This is a genomic window from Nocardia sp. NPDC051981 (assembly GCF_040680715.1).
In the GTDB taxonomy this organism is placed as follows: Bacteria; Actinomycetota; Actinomycetes; order Mycobacteriales; family Mycobacteriaceae; genus Nocardia.
In genome coordinates this window covers 126943-147153 of sequence record NZ_JBFAXK010000011.1, presented here as the reverse complement: position 1 = coordinate 147153, position 20211 = coordinate 126943, and the positions used below count along the sequence as shown (strand labels likewise).

The 20211-nt window shown below is 68.4% G+C and carries 22 protein-coding genes and 1 tRNA gene; 15 read left to right on the top strand and 8 right to left on the bottom strand.

The genetic code is table 11. The features are described 5' to 3' along the window. The first annotated feature begins 11 nt into the window (after positions 1-11). Genes AB0L60_RS20855 through AB0L60_RS20845 form a run of 3 tightly spaced genes read left to right on the top strand, consistent with a single transcriptional unit; the run spans position 12 to position 3146 of the window. On the top strand, positions 12-1169 hold the full coding sequence (locus AB0L60_RS20855; RefSeq protein ID WP_364616322.1) for an acyl-CoA dehydrogenase family protein: 1158 nt from the start codon (positions 12-14) through the stop codon (positions 1167-1169). 24 nt (positions 1170-1193) lie between these two features. Then, positions 1194-2678, top strand: a complete 1485-nt coding sequence (locus AB0L60_RS20850; protein ID WP_364616319.1) for a long-chain fatty acid--CoA ligase — start codon at positions 1194-1196, stop codon at positions 2676-2678. Between the two features lie 15 nt (positions 2679-2693). Continuing rightward, positions 2694-3146 carry a MaoC family dehydratase gene (locus AB0L60_RS20845; protein WP_364616316.1) on the top strand — a complete coding sequence of 151 codons (453 nt, stop codon included), beginning with the start codon at positions 2694-2696 and terminating at the stop codon, positions 3144-3146. Positions 3147-3221: 75 nt separating this feature from the next. Here AB0L60_RS20845 and AB0L60_RS20840 read toward each other — a convergent pair whose 3' ends face one another. Then, positions 3222-3986: a YdcF family protein gene (locus AB0L60_RS20840; RefSeq protein ID WP_364616313.1), complete on the bottom strand. Its 765-nt coding sequence runs from the start codon at positions 3984-3986 to the stop codon at positions 3222-3224. A gap of 299 nt (positions 3987-4285) precedes the next feature. On the opposite strand from AB0L60_RS20840, the gene AB0L60_RS20835 reads away from it, so the two are divergent. Further along, positions 4286-4750 (top strand): carboxymuconolactone decarboxylase family protein, encoded by a 465-nt coding sequence (locus AB0L60_RS20835; RefSeq protein WP_364616310.1) that lies wholly within the window; start codon positions 4286-4288, stop codon positions 4748-4750. A 19-nt stretch (positions 4751-4769) separates the two neighbouring features. Here AB0L60_RS20835 and AB0L60_RS20830 read toward each other — a convergent pair whose 3' ends face one another. Beyond that, positions 4770-5051, bottom strand: coding sequence for a carboxymuconolactone decarboxylase family protein (locus AB0L60_RS20830; protein WP_364616307.1), 282 nt, complete (start codon positions 5049-5051; stop codon positions 4770-4772). A 52-nt stretch (positions 5052-5103) separates the two neighbouring features. Between AB0L60_RS20830 and AB0L60_RS20825 the strand changes: the two genes are divergently transcribed. Further along, a tRNA-Asp gene (locus AB0L60_RS20825) sits at positions 5104-5178 on the top strand. Positions 5179-5224: 46 nt separating this feature from the next. Here AB0L60_RS20825 and AB0L60_RS20820 read toward each other — a convergent pair. Next, entirely contained in the window at positions 5225-6076 is an 852-nt protein-coding gene (locus AB0L60_RS20820; RefSeq protein WP_364616304.1) for an NAD(P)H-binding protein, read from the bottom strand. Between the two features lie 85 nt (positions 6077-6161). Here AB0L60_RS20820 and AB0L60_RS20815 point away from each other — a divergent pair, with 85 nt between their 5' ends. Next, the gene (locus AB0L60_RS20815) at positions 6162-6632 is read left to right on the top strand and encodes a MarR family transcriptional regulator (protein WP_364616301.1); all 471 of its coding nucleotides are present in this window, start codon (positions 6162-6164) and stop codon (positions 6630-6632) included. A 66-nt stretch (positions 6633-6698) separates the two neighbouring features. Further along, entirely contained in the window at positions 6699-6974 is a 276-nt protein-coding gene (locus AB0L60_RS20810) for an Lrp/AsnC ligand binding domain-containing protein (RefSeq protein ID WP_040856541.1), read from the top strand. 9 nt (positions 6975-6983) lie between these two features. Here the strand turns inward: AB0L60_RS20810 and AB0L60_RS20805 are convergent, their stop codons facing one another. Then, on the bottom strand, positions 6984-7292 hold the full coding sequence (locus AB0L60_RS20805; protein WP_364616297.1) for a hypothetical protein: 309 nt from the start codon (positions 7290-7292) through the stop codon (positions 6984-6986). Positions 7293-7398: 106 nt separating this feature from the next. Between AB0L60_RS20805 and AB0L60_RS20800 the strand changes: the two genes are divergently transcribed. Further along, positions 7399-7953, top strand: coding sequence for a hypothetical protein (locus AB0L60_RS20800; RefSeq protein ID WP_364616294.1), 555 nt, complete (start codon positions 7399-7401; stop codon positions 7951-7953). Positions 7954-7964: 11 nt separating this feature from the next. Here AB0L60_RS20800 and trpD read toward each other — a convergent pair whose 3' ends face one another. Together trpD and AB0L60_RS20790 are read right to left on the bottom strand one after the other, a co-directional pair. After that, positions 7965-9020 (bottom strand): anthranilate phosphoribosyltransferase, encoded by a 1056-nt coding sequence (gene trpD / locus AB0L60_RS20795; RefSeq protein WP_364616291.1) that lies wholly within the window; start codon positions 9018-9020, stop codon positions 7965-7967. Between the two features lie 68 nt (positions 9021-9088). Then, positions 9089-9511 (bottom strand): hypothetical protein, encoded by a 423-nt coding sequence (locus tag AB0L60_RS20790; protein WP_364616288.1) that lies wholly within the window; start codon positions 9509-9511, stop codon positions 9089-9091. A 169-nt stretch (positions 9512-9680) separates the two neighbouring features. On the opposite strand from AB0L60_RS20790, the gene AB0L60_RS20785 reads away from it, so the two are divergent. From AB0L60_RS20785 to AB0L60_RS20765, 5 genes are all read left to right on the top strand, one after another. After that, entirely contained in the window at positions 9681-10292 is a 612-nt protein-coding gene (locus tag AB0L60_RS20785) for a heme-copper oxidase subunit III (protein ID WP_083868641.1), read from the top strand. 82 nt (positions 10293-10374) lie between these two features. Beyond that, the gene (locus AB0L60_RS20780) at positions 10375-11235 is read left to right on the top strand and encodes a cytochrome c (protein ID WP_354843124.1); all 861 of its coding nucleotides are present in this window, start codon (positions 10375-10377) and stop codon (positions 11233-11235) included. Continuing rightward, positions 11232-12380: a ubiquinol-cytochrome c reductase iron-sulfur subunit gene (locus tag AB0L60_RS20775; RefSeq protein WP_364616283.1), complete on the top strand. Its 1149-nt coding sequence runs from the start codon at positions 11232-11234 to the stop codon at positions 12378-12380. Before AB0L60_RS20780 ends, AB0L60_RS20775 begins: the two co-directional genes overlap by 4 nt. Continuing rightward, positions 12377-13996 (top strand): cytochrome bc complex cytochrome b subunit, encoded by a 1620-nt coding sequence (locus AB0L60_RS20770; RefSeq protein ID WP_364616280.1) that lies wholly within the window; start codon positions 12377-12379, stop codon positions 13994-13996. Before AB0L60_RS20775 ends, AB0L60_RS20770 begins: the two co-directional genes overlap by 4 nt. Positions 13997-14108: 112 nt before the next feature. After that, positions 14109-15068 carry an AraC family transcriptional regulator ligand-binding domain-containing protein gene (locus AB0L60_RS20765; protein WP_364616277.1) on the top strand — a complete coding sequence of 320 codons (960 nt, stop codon included), beginning with the start codon at positions 14109-14111 and terminating at the stop codon, positions 15066-15068. Between the two features lie 79 nt (positions 15069-15147). On the opposite strand, the gene AB0L60_RS20760 is transcribed toward AB0L60_RS20765, so the two are convergent. Then, on the bottom strand, positions 15148-15768 hold the full coding sequence (locus tag AB0L60_RS20760; protein WP_364616274.1) for a class I SAM-dependent methyltransferase: 621 nt from the start codon (positions 15766-15768) through the stop codon (positions 15148-15150). Positions 15769-15875: 107 nt separating this feature from the next. After that, on the bottom strand, positions 15876-17669 hold the full coding sequence (locus AB0L60_RS20755) for a DEDD exonuclease domain-containing protein (RefSeq protein ID WP_364616271.1): 1794 nt from the start codon (positions 17667-17669) through the stop codon (positions 15876-15878). A gap of 616 nt (positions 17670-18285) precedes the next feature. Here AB0L60_RS20755 and AB0L60_RS20750 point away from each other — a divergent pair. Together AB0L60_RS20750 and AB0L60_RS20745 are read left to right on the top strand one after the other, a co-directional pair. Then, positions 18286-18912, top strand: coding sequence for a C40 family peptidase (locus AB0L60_RS20750; protein ID WP_364616268.1), 627 nt, complete (start codon positions 18286-18288; stop codon positions 18910-18912). 257 nt (positions 18913-19169) lie between these two features. Continuing rightward, positions 19170-20174, top strand: coding sequence for an NlpC/P60 family protein (locus AB0L60_RS20745; RefSeq protein WP_364616569.1), 1005 nt, complete (start codon positions 19170-19172; stop codon positions 20172-20174). The last annotated feature ends 37 nt before the right edge of the window (positions 20175-20211 follow it).

The window sequence follows — 20211 nt, the reverse complement described above, 5'->3', positions numbered from 1 at the left end:
AGATCTTCCCCATGCAGAGAACAGTTTTCGACAAGGACCACGACGCCTTCCGCGAGACCGTGCGCGCGTTCATCGAAGCCGAGGTAGTGCCTGTCTACGAGCAGTGGTACGCCGCTGGCATCGCGCCGCGCGACTTCTATTACAAGCTGGGCGAACTCGGCGTCTTCGGCATCGAGGTGCCCGAGGAGTACGGCGGCGCGGGCATCGAGTCGTTCAAGTTCCAGGCCATCCTCATGGAGGAATGCGCCCGCGCCGCGGTGTCCTTCGGCGGCTCCGGCGTGCACGTCGGACTGTGCCTGCCCTACCTCGAGAATCTCGCGAGCGAGGAGCAGAAGCAGCGCTGGCTGCCCGGCTTCGTCACCGGCGAGATCATGTTCGCCATCGCCATGACCGAGCCCGGCACCGGCTCCGACCTGGCCGGAATGCGCACCACCGCAAAGCTTTCCGCGGACGGCACGCACTACGTGCTGAACGGGTCCAAGACCTTCATCACCGGTGGCGTGCTCGCCGACCGCGTCATCGTCTGCGCCCGCACCGCCGCGCCCAGCGACACCGATCGCCGCCACGGCATCTCGCTGTTCGTGGTGGACACCAAGTCCCCGGGCTACAGCGTCGGCCGCAAGCTGGACAAGCTGGGCCTCAAGGTCTCCGACACCGCCGAGCTCAACTTCACCGACGTCGAGGTGCCGGTCGAGGATCTGCTGGGCGAGGAGCACAAGGGCTTCTCCTACCTGGGCCAGAACCTCCCGCAGGAGCGGCTGTCCATCGCCGTCGGTGCGTACGCGCAGGCCAAGGCCGCGATCCGTTTCGCCAAGGAATACACCCGGCAGCGCAACGTCTTCGGACAGCCGGTGGCCAGCTTCCAGAACACCAAGTTCGAACTCGCCGCCTGCCAGGCCGAGGTGGACGCCGCCGAGGCCGTGGTGGATCGCGGCCTCGAGGCCCTCGACGAGGGCACCCTGACCCCGGCGGATGCCGCCTCCGCCAAGCTCTTCTGCACCGAGGTCGCCCACCGCGTCATCGACCGCTGCCTGCAGCTGCACGGCGGATACGGCTTCATCAACGAGTACCCCATCGCCCGCCTCTACGCCGACAACCGCGTGAACCGGATCTACGGCGGCACCAGCGAAGTCATGAAGATGATCATCGCCAAGGACATGGGTCTCTGACCAACCGATCGAACCGAGGTATCGATGAACGCGACTCTGTCCCTGGCCGGCATCCTCGCCGAACCGGCGTGGCGGCGACCCGACCACATCGCCCTGATCGAGGGCGACCAGCGCATCACCTTCCGCGACCTGTGGCGGCAGGCCCGCGAACAAGCCGGTGCCCTCATCGAACTCGGGGTGCGGCCGGGTGACCGGGTCGCGCTCATGGGACCCAATACCGCTGATTTCCCGCGTGCGTACTTCGCCATTCTGGCGGCGGGTGCGACCGTGGTACCGGTGCACCTGCTGCTCACCGCGGACGAGGCGGAATACGTGCTGCGCGACAGCGGAGCCAAGGTCATGGTCTGCCATCCGATGGTGGAGGCCGTCGGCAAAGAAGCGGCCGACCGGGTCGGCATCGACTGCCTGAGCCCGAAAGAGCTTTCCGGCGAGGCGATTCCGGCGTATGTGGCGCGCAGCCCGCTCGACACCGCGGTGGTGTTCTACACCAGCGGCACCACCGGCCGTCCCAAGGGCGCGGAGCTCAGCCACCTCAATATGGTCATGTGCGCGACGGTGAACGCCTTCGACGCCAACGAGGTCCAGCGCGAGGACATCGCGCTGGGCGCGCTGCCGCTGTTCCACGTGTTCGGGCAGACCGTTTCCATGAACTCGCACTGGCGGCTCGGCGCGACCCTGGTGCTCATGCCGAGATTCGATGCGGCACAGGCGCTCGAGCTCATGGTGAAGGAGAACGTCAACACCTTCCACGGTGTGCCGACCATGTACCACGGGCTGCTCGAGGCGGCCGGGGGCGCGGCGGAACTGCCGAAGCTGCGGCTGTGCATCAGCGGCGGCGCGGCCATGCCGCCGGTCATCATCGAGGAGTTCGAGAAGGTCTTCGGCTCGCACATCCTCGAGGGCTACGGCCTGTCCGAAACCTCGCCCACCGCAACGGTGAACCAGCCGCTGCTCGGCCCGCAGATCGGCACCGTCGGCCACCCGGTGTGGGGCGTCGACGTCGAGATCGCCGCCGCCGACGTGCGCGACCGCGTCGAACTCCAGCCCACCGGCACCATCGGTGAAGTCGTGGTGCGTGGCCACAATGTGTTCAGCGGCTACACCGGCAAGCCCGAGGCCACCGCGGAGGTCATGGTGGACGGCTGGTTCCGCACCGGCGACCTCGGCGTCAAGGACGAGCAGGGCTACCTGCGCATCGTGGACCGGATCAAGGAGATGATCATCCGCGGCGGGTTCAACGTGTACCCGACCGAGGTGGAGGCCGCGCTGCTGCGGCACCCGAACATCGCGCAGGTGGCGATCATCGGTGTGCCGGACGAGAACTACGGCGAGGAGATCCTCGCGGTCGTCGTGCCGTCCGGACCGCTCACCGCCGAGGACGTCATCGACTACGCGAAAGAGCATGTGGCGCGGTACAAGTACCCGCGCCGCGTCGAGTTCGTCACCGAACTGCCCATGGGGCCCACCCACAAGATCCTCAAGCGCGAACTGAAGCAGCGCTACGCCTAGCGAGAGGAACACCGCATGATCGACTTCAGCGACTTCGACCACCTGCGCGCCGCCGCCGGCACCGAAATCGGTGTCAGCGACTGGATCACCGTCGACCAGCAGCGCATCGACACCTTCGCCGACGCCACCGACGACCACCAGTGGATCCACGTCGACGCCGCCCGCGCGGCCGCCGGACCCTACGGGCGCACCATCGCCCACGGGTTCCTCACCCTGTCGCTGGTGGTGCCGATGACCGCGCAGGTCATGACCGTCAGCGCCGCGAACATGGCGATCAACTACGGGCTCAACAAGGTTCGGTTCATCAACCCGGTGCCGGTGGACAGCCGCATCCGCGGGCGCTTCACCCTCGACGCCGTCACCGACATCCCCGGCGGCGTGCAGGCCGTGCGGACGGTCACCGTCGAGATCGAGGGGCAGGACAAGCCCGCCTGCGTCGCGGAGAGCATCGCCCGCTACCTCGCCTGAGGCGCGCAGACCAGGGCCCGCCGATCAATCGATCGGCGGGCCCTGGCTTTTCGCGGACCGGCGGTGTTCCGCGGGCTAGCCGCGTGGTCCGAACGGCACCGCCGACAGCGGGGCGGCGTCCGGCGTCATGGTCGCCACCACCGAGATCCCGGCCGCCTGGAAATTCATCAGCGCCCGGGCGATATGGTCCGCCGAGGTGATCAGGATCGCCGCGTGCGCGCCGATGGCGTCCATCAGCTGCGCCGAGAACGCCGCGTTCTGGACCGTCGAATTCGCCTTGGTCTCGGTATGGATGCGGGCGCGGTCGATACCGCGCTCGACCAGCCAGTCCGCCATGGCGTCCGCCTCGGTCACCCCGTTCTGCGGATTGCCGCCGGTCACGATGACCGGGGCCTGCGGCGAGAGCAGGGCCGAGACGTAGCCGGCGTAGAGCCGGGCCATGAGCTCCGGGCGCATCGAGCCGTCGGGCTGCAAACCGTAACCGAGCACCACGATCGCGGTGTCCGGGGTGAACAGCGCGGGCAGGTTCACGCCCGGCAGGTCCATGCCGGGGATATTGAAGGTCTGCAACGCGTTGATGGTCGCCAGCATGTTCTGGGAGAGCCCGGCGATGGAATCGATCTGTACCGGCTGCGGCGGCGCGTCGGCGTGGGCCGGCGCGGCGGCCGCCGCCAGCGCGATGACGGTGGCGGCGGGCAGCAGGGCCTGGATGGCCTTGGTGCGGAACTGATTCGATGTTCTGCGGTGATGGCGGCCGGGCCGGGCGCGCCCCAGCTGGGGGCGGACTCCTTGCCACTGACCACTGGGTGAGATTCTCCGATGTCTGCCTGCGTCGAGCATCGCAACCCCCTAGGTAGCCGGGATGTGACTACCGGTCGGTTCACAATCGTCCGAATCATGATCGCGCCGGATCCACTTCTATGGAGGCGATTTCGCGAAATCAAGATTCACATCGTCGCGAGACGGCGTCCGAACAGCGGAAATATCAAGGCGGACCGGCATTGTCGTGAGGTCGGCGCGACCGGTTGGACCGCTCCAGTTGGCGTGACCGGCATCACACAACACCCGATGTCACACCCGCGTGGGCCGCGTCGTCAACCTGACGAAGGCAACGAACGACACAGAGAAAAGAGAGAACAATGACCCGCTTCGCCCTGCACGAGAACGAAGTCGCCGCCAAGTTCAACAAGCGCCTCGTCACCGCCGCCCGCGTCGTCGACGAGTCCAGCCTGCCCAAGGCCACCCAGGAACTGGTGAAGATCCGCGCCTCGCAGATCAACGGCTGCGGCATGTGCCTGGACATGCACACCAAGGACGCCGCCCACGCCGGCGAGACCGCGGTCCGCCTGGCCATGGTCGCCGCCTGGAAGGAATCCACCGTCTTCACCGAGCCCGAGCGCGCGGCGCTCGCCCTCACCGACGAGGGCACCCGCCTCGCCGACGGCGGCGCCATCTCCGAGGACACCTGGGCCCTGGTGCGCAAGAACTACGACGATGACCAGATCGGCGCGCTGATCTCCCTCATCGCCACCATCAACGCCTGGAACCGTCTGAACGTCATCTCCGGTCAGCTGGGCGGCCAGTACGTCCCCGGCCAGTGGTGACCACCTACCCGCGCCCCAATCACCTTGGGGCGCAAGGGTGGACATTGAAGGCCAGGGCCGCTTCGGCTTCCGGGTCCGCGGACGCGGCCTGCCGGGCGCGGATCGTCTCCTCCTCGGGCAGGCCGGTTACCTTGGCGCCGCGGTAGGCGTGGGCCGACAGCTCGTAGTCGCTGCGATTGTGCTGGGCCACCAGCAGCGCGAGGCGCTCGCGGGTGGCGGGCGGAATCCGGCCCGCGCCCTCCTCGCCGACCTCGGCTGACCCCGCCGCGGAAAATCGGTACCGCTTTCCGCGACGTGTCATTACTGTCATCGTCGCCACCGACGCCCTGGCGCGCAGGTCGTGGGGTGGTCCAGCCGGTGTGGAGGAGTCCGGAGTCCTCGCTTCCCCGTCAGGGAAGAAACCGCGGGTTCGAATCCCGCCACTGGTGCAGGTGATGTCAGCCGGGTGCGGCCCGACGGTCCTCGAAGGCCCGGTCAGTCCTCGAAGGCGGCGCGGTGGGCCGCACACCATTCGGCGAAGGTGCGCGGCGGGCGGCCGAGCAGTTCGGTCACGGTCTCGGTGCGCGCGCCCGCGGTGTCGGCGCGCATGAGGGCGAAGCCCGCCACGATCGCCGCGGCCAGCGGCGGGGGAGCGCCGTTCGGGAAGCGGGCCGCAACCGCCTCCTCCGGCGTGGCGGCCTCACGAATCTTGATGTCGCGGTCCAGGATTCGGGCGAGGATCGCGACCTGCTCGCCGACGGTCAGGCTCTCCGGCCCGGTGAGGTGATAGGCCGCTCCGGCGTGGCCGGGCTCGGTGAGGCAGCGGGCCGCCGCAGCGGCGATGTCGGCGGGATCGATCGGGGCGAAGCGGCCGGGACCGGAGGGGTCGAGGATCGGGTCGCCCGCCCGCAACGCCGGAATCCACTCCAGGGCATTGGACATGTACCCGCCCGGACGCAGGATCGTGCACGGAATTCCGCTGGCGCGCACCAGATTCTCGCGCTCATGGTGCCAGCTGCCCATGGCGGGCAGCGGTTCGACCAGCACGTGGGCGGAGGAGATCATGACGATCCGTCGCACCCCCGCCCTGGCGGCGGCGTGCAGCAGGTTGCGGGTGTGGTCCAGCCCGATGCCCGGGACCAGCAGGAACAGGCCGGTGACTCCGGTCATGGCCCGGTCCAGGCTCGCCGGATCGTCGAGGTCGCCCAGGCAGGTTTCGGCACGCGCGGGCAGGGTCGCCGCCCGTGCCGGATCCCGCACCAGGGCACGGAAATCGAGGTCGTTGGCGTCGAGGATGCGGGTGAGTTCGCGGCCGATGTTCCCGGTCGCTCCGGTCAGCAGTAGCATGACATCTCCAGATCGTTAGCCGTCTACCGAAAACGTTAGACGGCTAACGATCGATGGTCAATACCCGCACCCGACCGGAGGCCTCATGTCTTCCCCAGGCTCAGCCGACTTCCTGGACCTGCACGGCCGCACCTCGAAAGCCTTGCGCGCCTTGGCCGATCGCGACATGCGCCGCCTCGGCCTGCACCTCGGCCAGAATCACGTGCTGGCCGTGCTGTGGGAACAGGACGGCCGCACACCGGGGGAGATGGCGGCCGCGCTGAACGTCACCACGCCGACCGTCGTCAAGATGGCCACCCGCATGGCCGCCGCCGGCCTGCTCACCCGCCGCCGCGACGACAAGGACAACCGCCTGGTCCGGCTCTGGCTCACCGACCGCGGCCGCGATCTCCGCGACCCCGTCGAAGCCGACCGGAAGACCCTGTCCGACAAGGTGACCGCCGACCTCACCGACGCCGAGCGCCGCCACCTGATGTCGGCGCTGGAAAAAATCCACCGCGCCGCCGCCGACCTTCTCGGCGAACCGCTCGACCACACCGACTCGATCCCGGACTGACCCGGACCCCCGCCGTTCGATCCCGGACCGGCGCTGCCGTCCCGGCCATCACCTAGAGTTGGGCTCATGATTACCGCGATCGTGTTGATCTCCGCCGAACCGGATCGGATTCCGGAGACCGCGCAGGAACTGGCCGACATCAAGGGGGTGGCCGAGGTCTATTCGTGCGCGGGGGATGTGGACCTGATCGCCGTGGTCCGGGTGCGCGACCACGAGGAGATCGCCGACGTGGTCACCGGCCGGATCAACAAGACGCCGGGCGTGCTGCGCACGGCCACCCACATCGCGTTCAAGTCCTACTCGCGCGCGGACGTGGAGGCCGGCTTCTCGATCGGCGAATAGCCGCCCGGGTCAGCGGGTCTGCACGGACGCGCCCAGCGCGGTGCCGGTGTGGCCGGGCTCGATGGTGTGCGTGACGCCGCCCTTGCAGCCGGGGAACAGGTACACCTGGGCGCGCAGGGCGGTTTCATTGTCGACACTGAGCCGGCGCGGCACGCTGCGGATGGTCACGCAGTCGCCCGGAATGCCGTAGCTGTGGCCGTCCACACTGAGGGTGCCGGGATCGGCGGTCTCGTCGTGAGCCCAGTGAGCGGCGCTCACCGGAATGCCGATGCCCAGGAACACGGCCACCAGGCCGGGTAGCACCACTCCGTATCGCATGTCGAAACTGTAACGCCGCCTCGGTGACCCGAACGGCAAACACACAGCTGGGTGACCCGAACTCTCAGGACACTCGGAGGAACTCTTCCATGAGAGGGCAGGAACCGTGTTCGTGAAGGTGTGCGGGCTCACCACCGAGGAACAGATCGACTGGGCCGTCGAGCTCGGCTATTCCGCCATCGGCGTGGTCGGCACAGCCAAGAGCAAGCGGTATGTCGAGCCCGCCCGGGCCCGCGAGCTGGCGGCGTACGCGCGCGGCCGGATCCGCTCGTTCGTGGTGGCGTTCGACCGGGCCGAGGTCGCCGAGGTGATCGGCGACTTCGACGTCATCCAGCTCTACAACTGGACCGGCCTGCCGAATCTGGCCTACTGCTCGGCCGTCGCACCCACCCCGGAACAGGTCTGCGAATACTTCTTCTACGACGCCAGCACCGGATCGGGCGTCTTCGCCGAATTCCCGGACTGGCTGGAGCAGGTGCCCGGACAGGTGGTGCTGGCCGGTGGCCTCAGCCCCGACAATGTCGCCGAGGTGATCACGACCCACCGGCCGTTCGGCGTCGACGTCTCCAGCTCGGTCGAAACCGCCCCTGGCATCAAGAGTTTCGATGCCATGAGCCGTTTCAAACAGGCCGTGGACTCCGTGGCCGAACCGCTGGCCTGAAGCCCCCGGGGTCAGTTCGCGCCGAGCCCGTTGGAGACGGTGACCCAGCGATCCAGCAGGGCCGAGGCCGCACCCGAATCCACGGTCTCGGCCACCCGCTTCAATGTCGCGGCCAGCTTGGTGTGCAGATCGTCGTCCACCCCCGCGGCGGACAGCTCGAACGCCACCAGCGCCGCCGCCGAATTCAGCAGCACCGCGTCCCGCACCGGGCCCGGGTCGCCGGCGAACATGGCGCGCGCGATCTCCGCGTTCATCGTCGCGTCGCCGCCGCGCAGCGCCGACGGATCCACCCGCTCGATGCCGAGTTTGGTTGGGTCGATGGTGGTTTCGTGCAACCGGCCGCCCGATACCACCCACACATCGGTGGTGTCGGCGGTGGTGATCTCGTCGAGGCCGTCGTTGCCGCGGACCACCAGCGCCGAGGCGCCGCGTTCGGCGAACACGCCCGCGATCACCGGCACCAGATCCGGGAAAGCGCAGCCGATCAGGCCCGTGCTGGGCTGGGCCGGATTGGTCAGCGGGCCCAGAATATTGAAGACCGTCGGAATCCCGATCTCACCGCGCGCCTGACTCGCGAACCGCAGCGAGGGATGGAACACCGGCGCGAAGCAGAACCCGATGCCGGTCTGCCGCACGCACTCGGCCACCGACTCCGGCCCGAGCGCGATTTTCACGCCCAGTGCCTCCAGCACGTCCGCGCCGCCGCTCTTGGACGAGGCCGCCCGGTTGCCGTGCTTGATCACCGGAATCCCGCTGGCCGCCACCACGATCGAGGACATGGTGGAGATGTTCACGCTGCCCGAGCGGTCGCCGCCGGTGCCGACGATATCCACCGCCGCGCCCTCGAACGGCACCCGCTTCGCGTGCGAGAGCATGCCGGTGGCCAGGCCGCTCAGCTCGGTCGGGGTCGGGCCCTTCATCTTCAGGGCCACGCCGAAGGCCGCGATCTGCGCGGAGGTGGCGTTGTCGGAGAAGATCTCGTTCATCGCCCACGCGGCCTCATCCGAGGACAGATCGTTGCCGTCGGTGAGGATGCCGAGAATTTCTCTCCAGCTGCGCGCGCTCATTGCCTTCTCTTCCCGTTGCCGGTCCACGCCGGACACCAGTGTTGTTGGGGCAAGCCTAGTGTGCGGGGCTAGTTCTTTCCGCCAGGACCGGCGGCGGGCTGCAGGGCATCCCAGCCGAGGACATGGCCGTCGTAGCGATGGGCGATTCCCGTCATGCGGGAACGCTCCTGGGAGCAGTGCAGGGCGTCGAGCACCTGCACGCGCTGCAACACCAGGTTCGCGGGGTCGGCCGTGTCCACCGAGGCTGTGTCATAGCCGATCTGCGCGGCGATGACTTGCACCTCACCGACGCGGGCGGCGGGAACCCGGAGGTGATGCCGAAGGACTACTGGATTGTCCGATGTCCACTGCAGAGCCTTGCCCAGGGCCGCCGAACAGGCTTCGGCGTCATCGAAACTCGATGCCACCACCACCAGATCCGGCCGGGTCGGGTCCAGTTCGGTCGTCCCGCCGCGTCCGGCTATCCGCCGCCACCACGATTTCACGCTCATACATCCCTCTCCACCGGGCTCAGCTTCCTCTTACCTGCGCAATCTAGGCTCATCCGGGACACGCCGAGAGCCCGGCCAGACGAGCGCTCGCCCTGGGCTTTCCGACACGTACGACAAAGTTTCGTACCCGCCTACGCCTGTCGTACTACGACAAGTCATACTTACCGGCGTGACGACCGCAGTAGGGACCCCAGGATCGGCCATTACCCAGCGTGTGCATTCGCTGAACCGGCCCAACATGGTCAGCGTCGGTACCATCATCTGGCTGTCGAGCGAGCTGATGTTCTTCGCCGGCTTGTTCGCCATGTACTTCGTTGCTCGCGCGCAGGCGCACGGAAACTGGCCGCCGGAGCCGACCGAGCTGAACATGAAGCTCGCCGTGCCGGTGACCGCGGTGCTGATCGCCTCCTCCTTCACATGCCAGATGGGCGTGTTCGCGGCGGAGAAGGGTGACGTCTTCGGCCTGCGCCGCTGGTACCTGCTGACCTTCCTGATGGGCGCGTTCTTCGTCGGTGGCCAGGCCACCGAGTACCACGCCCTGTACTCGGAGGGCACCTCGATCTCCAGCAGCGTGTACGGCTCGGTGTTCTTCATCACCACGGGCTTCCACGGTCTGCACGTCATCGGCGGTCTCATCGCGTTCGTGTTCCTGCTGATCCGCACCAAGCTCAGCAAGTTCACCCCGGCGCAGGCCACGGCGGCGATCGTCGTCTCCTACTACTGGCACTTCGTCGACATCGTCTGGATCGGCCTCTTCGCCACGATCTACTTCGTCCGCTAGTACCGGACGTGCCGAGGCCCAGCCCGCGTCGGCAACCCAGAAACTTGTACAAGTCGGTTCCGTCTACTCCAAAGGGACACAGATGAGTTCATCTCCCCCGTCAGCGCCAGATCCCGAGGGGATCGGCCAGGCCACCAAGATCCGCAAGCAGCGCCGGATGCGCCGGAAGCTGGCCGGCGGTCTGGTCCTCCTGATGGGCCTCGTCGGAGCCGGCTTCGCGGCGTCGGCCCTGACCCCGCAGGCTCAGGTCGCCACCGCGAAAGAGGACCAGTCCGCGCTGATCCGCGAGGGCAAGCAGATCTACGACACCTCCTGCGTCACCTGCCACGGTGCCAACCTGCAGGGTGTCCAGGATCGCGGCCCCAGCCTGATCGGCGTCGGTGAGGCCGCGGTCTACTTCCAGGTTTCCACCGGTCGTATGCCCGCCGCCCGCAACGAGGCGCAGATCGTGCGCAAGCCCCCGAAGTTCGACGCGCACCAGACCGACGCGCTCGGCGCGTACGTCCAGTCCCAGGGCGGCGGTCCGACCGTGCTGCGCGACAGCAACGGCGAGATCGCGCAGGAGTCCATCGTCGAGGACCGTGACCTCGGCCGCGGTGGCGAGCTGTTCCGCATGAACTGCGCCTCCTGCCACAACTTCACCGGCAAGGGTGGCGCGCTGTCGTCCGGCAAGTTCGCGCCGCCGCTGGAAGAGGCCACCGAGCAGCAGCTCTACCTGGCCATGCTGACCGGCCCGCAGAACATGCCCCGGTTCTCCGACCGGCAGCTGACGCCGGACGAGAAGAAGGACATCGTCGCCTACATCAAGGACCGCATGGAGACCCCGTCCGAGGGCGGCTACGGCCTCGGCGGCTTCGGTCCCGCGACCGAGGGCCTGGCCATCTGGGTCGTCGGCATCGTGGTCCTGGTCGGCTCCGCGATGTGGATCGGTTCCCGGTCATGAGTGAACAGGAGCGAAACAGCATGGGGGACAACCCCACCGAACCCACCGATGAGCAGCTCGACGCCATGTCGCGGGACGAGCTGGTCAAGCTCGGCACCGAGCTGGACGGCGTCGACGTCGCCTACCGTGCCCCGCGCTGGCCGGTCCCGGGTACCCGGGCCGAGAAGCGCGCCGAGCGCCGGGTGGCGCTCTGGTTCGGCATCTCCGCGCTCGCGGGTGCCGCGCTGATCGGTGTCTTCCTGTTCTGGCCCTGGGAGTACAAGGGCCGTCACCAGGACGGCAACGGCATGTACACGCTGACCACCCCGCTCTACGGCCTCACCCTCGGCATCGCCGTGCTGGCCGTCGGCGTCGCGGTGGTGCTGATCCGCAAGCACTTCATCCCCGCCGAGATCTCCATCCAGGACCGCCACGACGGCGCGTCCAAGGAGGTCGACCGGCGCACCCTGGTCGCGCAGCTGCAGGACGCCGCCGAGACCTCGACCCTGGGCCGCCGCAAGCTCATCACCCGCACCGCGGGCCTGGGCGTGGGCGTCATGGGCGTCGGCGCGCTGCTCGTCTTCGTCGGCGGCATGATCAAGAACCCGTGGGCCAAGCGCGACAAGTCGCCGCTGTGGGTCTCGGGCTGGACCCCGGACTACCCGGGCGAGACCATCTACCTGCGTCGCGACACCGGCCGTCCCGAGGACATCGTCCTGGTCAAGCCGGAGGATCTGGACGCCGGTGCCATGGAGACCGTCTTCCCCTGGAAGGAATCCTGGCGCGGTGACGAGCACAAGACGCTGGAATCGCTGCGCGGTATCCGCAACGCGGTCATGCTGATTCGCTTGCGCACCCACGATGCCGAGCACGCCATCAAGCGCAAGGGCCAGGAGAGCTTCAACTTCGGCGACTACTTCGCCTACTCGAAGATCTGCACCCACCTCGGCTGCCCCACCTCGCTGTTCGAGCAGCAGACCAACCGGATCCTGTGCCCCTGCCACCAGTCGCAGTTCTCCGCGACCGAGTGGGGTAAGCCGGTCTTCGGTCCCGCCGCGCGTGCGCTGCCGCAGCTGCCGATCACCGTCAACGCCGATGGCTACCTGGTCGCCCAGCACGACTTCATCGAGCCCCTCGGCCCGGCCTACTGGGAGCGTCGTTCATGAGCCCTAGCAAAGTGGCCGTCCAGGCCAACGAGATGGACGAGCGTTACCGCCTCGCGGCGTTCGCCAAACGATCGATCAACAAGGTCTTCCCGACCCACTGGTCGTTCCTGCTCGGTGAGATCGCGCTGTACGCGTTCATCATCCTGCTGCTGTCGGGTATCTACCTGACGCTGTACTTCGACCCGTCCATGTCGGAGACCGTCTACCAGGGCGCCTACCAGCCCCTGCGCGGTGTCACCATGTCGCGGGCCTACGAGACCGCGCTGAACATCTCCTTCGAGGTGCGCGGCGGTCTGTTCGTGCGCCAGGTGCACCACTGGGCGGCGCTGCTGTTCGCGTCGTCGATCATCATCCACCTGTTCCGCATCTTCTTCACCGGCGCTTTCCGCAAGCCGCGTGAGGCCAACTGGGTGATCGGCTCGCTGCTGCTCATCCTGGCCATGTTCGAGGGCTTCTTCGGCTACTCGATCCCGGACGACCTGCTCTCCGGCACCGGTCTGCGCGCCGCCTTCGGTGGTATCACCATGGGCATCCCGGTCATCGGCACCTGGATGCACTGGCTGATCTTCGGCGGTGACTTCCCGGGCACCATCATCATTCCGCGTCTGTACATCGCGCACGTGCTGCTGCTGCCGGGCATCATCCTGGCGCTCATCGCCGCGCACGTCGCGCTGGTGTGGTACCAGAAGCACACCCAGTTCCCCGGACCGGGCCGCACCGAGAAGAACGTCGTCGGCGCTCGCATCATCCCGGTGTTCGCCGCCGACCAGGGCGCGTTCTTCGCCTTCACCCTGGGTGTCGTGGCCATCATGGGTGGCGTGTTCCAGATCAACCCGATCTGGAATCTGGGTCCCTACAACCCGTCTCAGGTCTCGGCGGGTTCGCAGCCGGACTTCTACATGATGTGGACCGACGGTATGGCGCGTCTCATGCCGCCGTGGGAGCTGTACCTGGGCCGCTACACGGTCCCGGCGCCGTTCTGGGTCGCGCTGATCATGGGTGCGGTGTTCGCTGTGCTGATCGCCTACCCGTGGATCGAGAAGCGCCTCACCGGCGACACCGCCCGGCACAACCTGCTGCAGCGTCCGCGCGACGTGCCGGTCCGCACCGCCATCGGTGCCATGGCCATCGCGTTCTACCTGGTGCTGACCCTGGCGTGTGTGAACGACATCCTGTCGCTCAAGTTCGACATCTCGCTGAACGCGACGACCTGGTTCTTCCGCATCGCGCTGCTGCTGGCCCCGCCGATCGCCTACTTCGTCGCGTACCGGTTCTGCATCGGCCTGCAGCGGTCCGACCGCGCGGTGCTCGAGCACGGCATCGAAACCGGTGTCATCAAGCGGCTTCCGCACGGTGAGTACATCGAGGTGCACCAGCCGCTGGGCCCGGTCGACTCGCACGGTCACCCGATCCCGCTGGAGTACCAGGGCGCCCCGGTGCCCAAGAAGATGGCCAAGCTGGGTTCCGCGGGCAAGCCCGGCACCGGCTCCTTCCTGCGCGCCGACCCCGCGTCGGAGCAGGCGGACCTGGTCGCCGTCGCCCACGAGGAAGAGCACAAGATGCTCGAGGTGCTGGAGGAGGCGCAGAACGCCGCCGCCGGCAAGCACGAGCACTGATCCTCGCCGTCACACGGGAAGGCCCCGAGTCGAATTCGACTCGGGGCCTTCCCCGTTCCGGGACTCGGCCGATCGGATGACAAGGTGACCGGGACCTGTTAGCTTCCGGACTATGGCTGTCCAGCCGGATCGACGGGCGGTCGCCCGGCCCGCGGTGGCGACCCGCTATGCGGTGGAGACCGGTCGGGCACAGGGGATTCCGGCCTCGGCCTGCCTGGCCGGGACCGGGCTGCGCGGCAGTGACCTGGAAGAACCCGGCGCGCAGGTGCGGTCGGGCCAGGAACTGCGGGTCATCCGGAATCTGATCGCGCACGGGGGAGACCCGGCCGAACTGGGGGCCGCGACCGGGCGGCGGTACGCGCTCCCCGGAGCGGGGATCGTGGGCTACGCCATGATGACGAGTCCGACCGTGCGGGAGGCGATCCGGCTGCTGCCCGGGTACTTCGCGGTGACCTCCGTCCGATTCGGGCCGTCGTTCACCGAGACCCGGGCGGGGCTGGCGGTTTCAGCCGGGGACGGGGAGGTGCGCGGCGAAGTGCGGGCGTTCCTGCTGGCCCGCGATCTGACGGCCGCCTGCACGCTGGTCTCGGCGCTGGTCTCGGACACCGATGTGCTGCTCGACCTCGAATTCGAGGTCGGCCGAGGCAGGTTCACCGTGCCACCCGAAGTGCTCGATCAGCGCGCCCGGCCGCCGGACGCGCACACCGGTGCGCTGTGCATCCAGCAGTGTGAGCTGGCACTGGACCGCCGGCATCGATACACCGGTCCGGCGGCGCAGGTGCGCCGAGTGCTGCTGCGGACGCCCGCGACCGCGCCGTCACTCGCCGAGGTCGCCCGGGAACTCACACTGTCCGAACGCGGCCTGCACCGCCGACTCGCAGACCAGCACATCAGCTTTCGCGGCCTGGTCGATCAGATCCGGCAGCAGCTCGCTGCCGAACTCCTCGAGCTCGGACTCACCGCCGAGACCGTCGCACACATGGTCGGTGCACCTGCCCAGCCCGTCTTCGGCCACGGTTACCGAGGGCGCCCGGGCGCTCAACCCGGCCGCACCCACGACATCCCGCGTTAGCGATGGTGCTGACGGTGCGCGGTTGCGTTCCTGCCGACGTACCGCACTCGCGGTCCGCGCTGACCTCCCATTTCGGCGGCTAACCCTGCGGCACAGCCGGATTCGGCCTGGTCCACACCAGTGAGAACCGCCACAGTACGTGCCGTCGGTAGCGCACGCCCGGCAGGATTTCCGCCGCTGTTCGCCGCGTCTCGGCATAGGTTTGCGGTGGCGGCCACACCACCGGCGAGGGGTGCGCCCACTGCGCCCGGCACAGCCGATCCTTGAAACTGGTGAGCAGGGCGGCGGCCTCCCACGGTAGATCCGCCGGAAAGTCGTTGCGTGCCATGCCCACCACGGCCAAGGTCCCTCCAGGCCGCAGCAGCTCCCGCATCCGGGTGAGGGCCTTGACGGTGTCCATGTGGTGCAGCGCCGCGATGGACACGATCCCGTCGAACGACTCCGGCTCGAAGGGGTACTCGAGGAAATCCGCCCGGAGATAGGTGATGTCGTCCGCCCCGGACTGGTCCCGGGCCAGCTCGATACTCCGCGCATCGGGATCGATCCCGGTCACTGCGGCCCCGCCCCGCCGAATCCGCCTGGCCAGCATGCCTTCCCCGCACCCGACGTCCAGCACATTCCGCGCCCCCGCGACCGCCGCCGCCAGCAGTGGGTGGTATTCGATGTTGTGATTCCAGCGCTCCGCATCTGGCACATACATCCCGCCATTCTGGCAGCGCGCCGCTCCCGCCGCCCGCACGTTCCGGTACTCACGTCCGCATCTACCCCGAATGGCCTCGAAGCCGCGCGTTTTCACCGCGCTGGTCATCAGCCCGTCGGGGACTGATCCGGGGTGGTGATCTGGGCGGCGGCTTCGGCGCGGGCGACCCAGTCGAGCCAGGCGCCGGCGCCGCGGCGGGGTTCGCCGTAGCCGTCGGTGGTGCGGACGATGCGGGTGCCGGGCTGTTCGAGCCAGCGGACCAGCAGGCCCGCCTCCTCCGGAAGTGCCCCGCGCAGTGGGGGATAGGCGGGGTCGTCGTCCGGGCCGGGGAGGCGGGGCGGGATGACGGTTTCGGCGGCTGCCGCCAGGCGGTCCACCACCGCCATGGGGGAGATACCGCGCACGGCGGTACCCGCGGCGGCGAGGCGGGCGTGGCGGATGATCGCGAACTCCCAGCCACCCGCACCGTCGGGGCGGGCAGCTATCAGTTCCGGAATGGCCGCCAGGGCGGCCAGGCGCTGGGTGCGGCGCAGGGCGCGGATCACCGTCACGGTGCGATCCCGCAGCCGGGCTGCGGCCTCGAAATGTTCCGCGGTGGAAAGGCTTTCGAGCCGCTCGGCAATCGCGTGCAGCAGGGCGTCGTCGGCGCCCGCGAACAGGGCGCGGACCATGGCCGGAGTTCGCTCGTACTCCTCTATATATAGAGGGCTGCCGTGGGCGCTCGCGGGGCAACCGCCGACCACCGCCGGCGGGCACTCATGGCGGCCGGTGCGCGGGATGCGGGTGGTGCAGGTGCGCAGGCCCGCCTGCTCGGCGACGGTGGCGGCGATCTCCAGAGCGTCGGCGCGAGAGGTGAACGGGCCCAGCGTGTCCCGGGCCGGGGTGCGCGAGACCGCGAACCGCGGGAAAGGCTCGTCGGTCAGCGTCAGCCACCAGGCGCGTTGCGGGAACTTCGATCTCCGGTTGTAGGGCGGAGTGTGGGCGAGCAGCAGCCGCAGCTCCCGCACACCTGCCTCCAGGCCGTGCGAGCACTCGACATGGTCGACCCGGGTGGCCAGCTGCACCATCTCGCGCATGCGCGGGCGGGTGTCGGAACCGGTGAAGTAGGTGCGGACGCGACGGCGCAGATTCACCGCCGTCCCTATGTAGAGGACTTCGTCCGACGGACCCCGGAACAGGTACACCCCCGGCGTGGCCGGAAGATCCGCCGCCATCACACGTTTCGCGCGTTGGCGGCGTGTCACCTCGGGCAGATAGTCGAGCAGTTCGGTGAGACTCTGAACCCCCTGATTGCCGACCCGGGCGATGAGCGCGTGCAGCACGTCCACCGTGGCGCGGGCGTCGTCGAGGGCGCGGTGCGTGGGCCGGGTCTCGGCGCCCAGCAGCTGGGCGAGGTACCAGAGCTTGGCCGAGGGCGCTTCGTCCTTGCCGAGCACCCGCCGCGCCAGCTGGACAGTGCACAGCGTTTGGAAAGCGGGCCAGGGTAATTCGCACCGGGCCGCGGCGGCCTTCAGGAATCCGGTATCGAAGCGGGCATTGTGGGCGACCAGCACCGCACCGCGCGCGAACTCCAGAAACCCGGGCAGCACCTGCTCGATGCGCGGCGCGTCCACCACCATGGCGGTCGTGATCCCGGTGATCTGCACGATCTGCGGCGGAATCGCGCAGCCGGGATTCACCAGGGTCGCGAACTCGCCGAGCACCTCGCCGCCGCGTACCTTCACCGCGCCGATCTCGGTGATCGAGTCGCCCTCGGGGCTGGTGCCCGTCGTCTCCAGGTCCACCACCACGAACGTCGTGTCATAGAGCGGGGTTTCGAGCTCGTCGAAGGCCAGCTGTCCGGACACGGACGGGAAGCCTAGGCGCAGGGTCCGACAACCTTTCCCCGCCAAGTCATTCATCGCAGCCCCGGAGGGGCGTGACCGTGTCCGGGAACGCGTGATCCGGCACTTTCCGCAGGTCGGGCCGGGAACTCGGGCGGGGCCCGGGGAGTTGCTTCGCGCGACCTGGGGAAAGGTCTGAATATGTGGTGGAGATTCTCGAGATGAAATCCCCGAATTGCGGAAATATGCGAGATTGTGGTCAGGGTCACAGTTATTCAGAAAGTGAATCAATCATGGGTGTGAGGGCGGTCGGTGCGCGCCGGTCTCGGGGCATGCCGCCCCGCTATCCTGCGGTCGGGCGTGTCGCGTGGGCGTGTCGGAATCGCCCAGGTCGGCGGCCATCGCTCTGACCTTGTGTTATGCGTAATTTGTCGAGGTCGGGAGGGCCTCGAGCGAGCGCTGGCTACTTGTCGGTAGCTATTGGTGCGCTCCCCGGAAAATGGCCGCTGTTATCGTTTCGTGATTGCTGTGACGTTTATCGCACCGAAATAGGGTCGCGTAACAATTTCGACGGACGGGCGGTCCGTCTCGGCTTTACAAAGCGCCGTTATGGACTCGTAATCTTCCTGAGACCTCGCGGAGTCCGACGCACCACCGGGTGCGGCGTCGCGGGGGAGATTGGAAGTACCTCATCATGGCGACCACCACCGTCAAGCGACAGGTCCAGGGCATGCAGCGCACCGCGCGTCGTGCCGCTGCGGCCGGTGCCGTCGGCGCCGCCGCGGTGAGCGCGCTGCTGCTGCCAGCGACCCCCGCGTCGGCCCAGCCGGTGAACACTCCGGTCGGCACCATCGACGTGCCCGACCAGATCCAGCTGCCCGCCGGCATCCCGGGCCTCCCGGAATCCCTCCCGCTGAACATCCCCGCCATCCCCGGCATCATCACCCCGTGGGGCCCGGCCGCCCCCAGGCCGCAGAGCGGCCCGCGTCAGGCCGCGGTCAACGCCGCCCTGAGCCGCGTCGGCGACCCCTACGTCTACGGCGCCGCCGGCCCGGACGCCTTCGACTGCTCCGGTCTGGTGCAGTGGTCCTACGCGCAGGCCGGAGTCAGCCTGCCGCGCACCAGCTATGAGCAGCTCAACACCGGCAGCCCGGTGTCGTACGACGATCTGGAGCCCGGCGACGTGGTGTCGTTCTACGGCGGCAGCCACTCCGGCATCTACGTCGGCGACGGCAATGTGGTGCACGCGTCGACCTCCGGTCAGCCGGTGAAGGTCGCCCCGATCTCCTCGATGCCGTTCGCGGGCGCGCGCCGCATCTGATCCGCTGCTCGACCGGGGAGTTCTCCCCGTAGCCGACCGCAGGCGGCCGACCTGCGGAAGAGACGGTGACCGTGATGATTCCGTGGCCTGCTGGACACAAGCGGTCGCCGTTTCGTAATCTTATCGAGACCTTCTGAACCGGCTCGGGGTAAGAGAACGGGACGACACCAACGGTGGCAGCGCCGCAGCGACATCATCGGACACACAGTCAGCGAACCAGGCGACTGGTGGGTGAAGCCCTCACGGTAGGCGCGCTCATGGTCGGCACCTACGGCACCCTGGGCCTCGGATCCGCGACAGCCGATCCGGTCTCCGCACCGGCATCTGCTGGGGAAGCGGTGCAGCGGCTCATCGACCTGTCGCGGCAATCCGAACAGCTCAATCAGCAGGCGCTCGACGCGCAGTCCGATCTGGACACCAAGGCCGCCGCCGCCGGCGTCGCCGATCAGCGGGCCGCCGACGCGGCCGCCACCCTGGACGCGGCCAAGGCGGAAATCCGTCGCTACCAACCGGTCATCGATCGGGCCGCGACCTCCGCGCTGCTCGGCAGCCGCACCAACCGGCTCACTTCGCTACTGGTCAGCAATTCGCCACAGCAGCTGCTCGACCAGATGTCCATCGTGGACTTCGTGGGCGCGCGCACGAATGATCAACTGGGCCAGTACGAGAAGGCCACCGACGCGGCCTCGGTCGCCGAGGCCGCCGCCCGCTCCGCCGCCGACACCGCGCGCGCCGCCAGCGCCGCCGCCGACGCGGTCCGCAAGGACCTGGAATCCAAACGTGCTGCGCTGCAAGGATCCATGGCTCAGGTGATCGCCGCCTGGGGGCAGCTCTCCGCCGGTGACAAGTCCGCGCTCGCGGGCTCCATGTTCCCGCCCGGCTTCGACCGCGACAGCCTGCTCCGGGGCCTGGTGCCCGGTTCCGGCACCAGCGCGCTGGCCGCCGGCCTCACCCGCGTCGGCGATCCCTATGTCTGGGGCGCCACCGGTCCCGACCAGTTCGACTGCTCCGGCCTGGTGCAGTGGGCCTTCCGACAGGTCGGCAAGAGCGTGCCGCGCACCAGCCAGCAGCAGTCCAGCTACGGCACGCCGGTCGACGAGAAGGACCTCCAGCCCGGCGACGTCGTCTTCTTCTACTCTGACATCTCGCATGTGGGCATCTACGCCGGCAACGGATTGATGCTGCACGCTTCGACTTTCGGCGTACCGGTTCAGGTCGCGCCGATGAGCTCTACACCGTTCCATTCGGCGCGCCGGTTCTGAGCTCTCGCGGACCCGGCGTGAGTGGTCAGGACCCGGA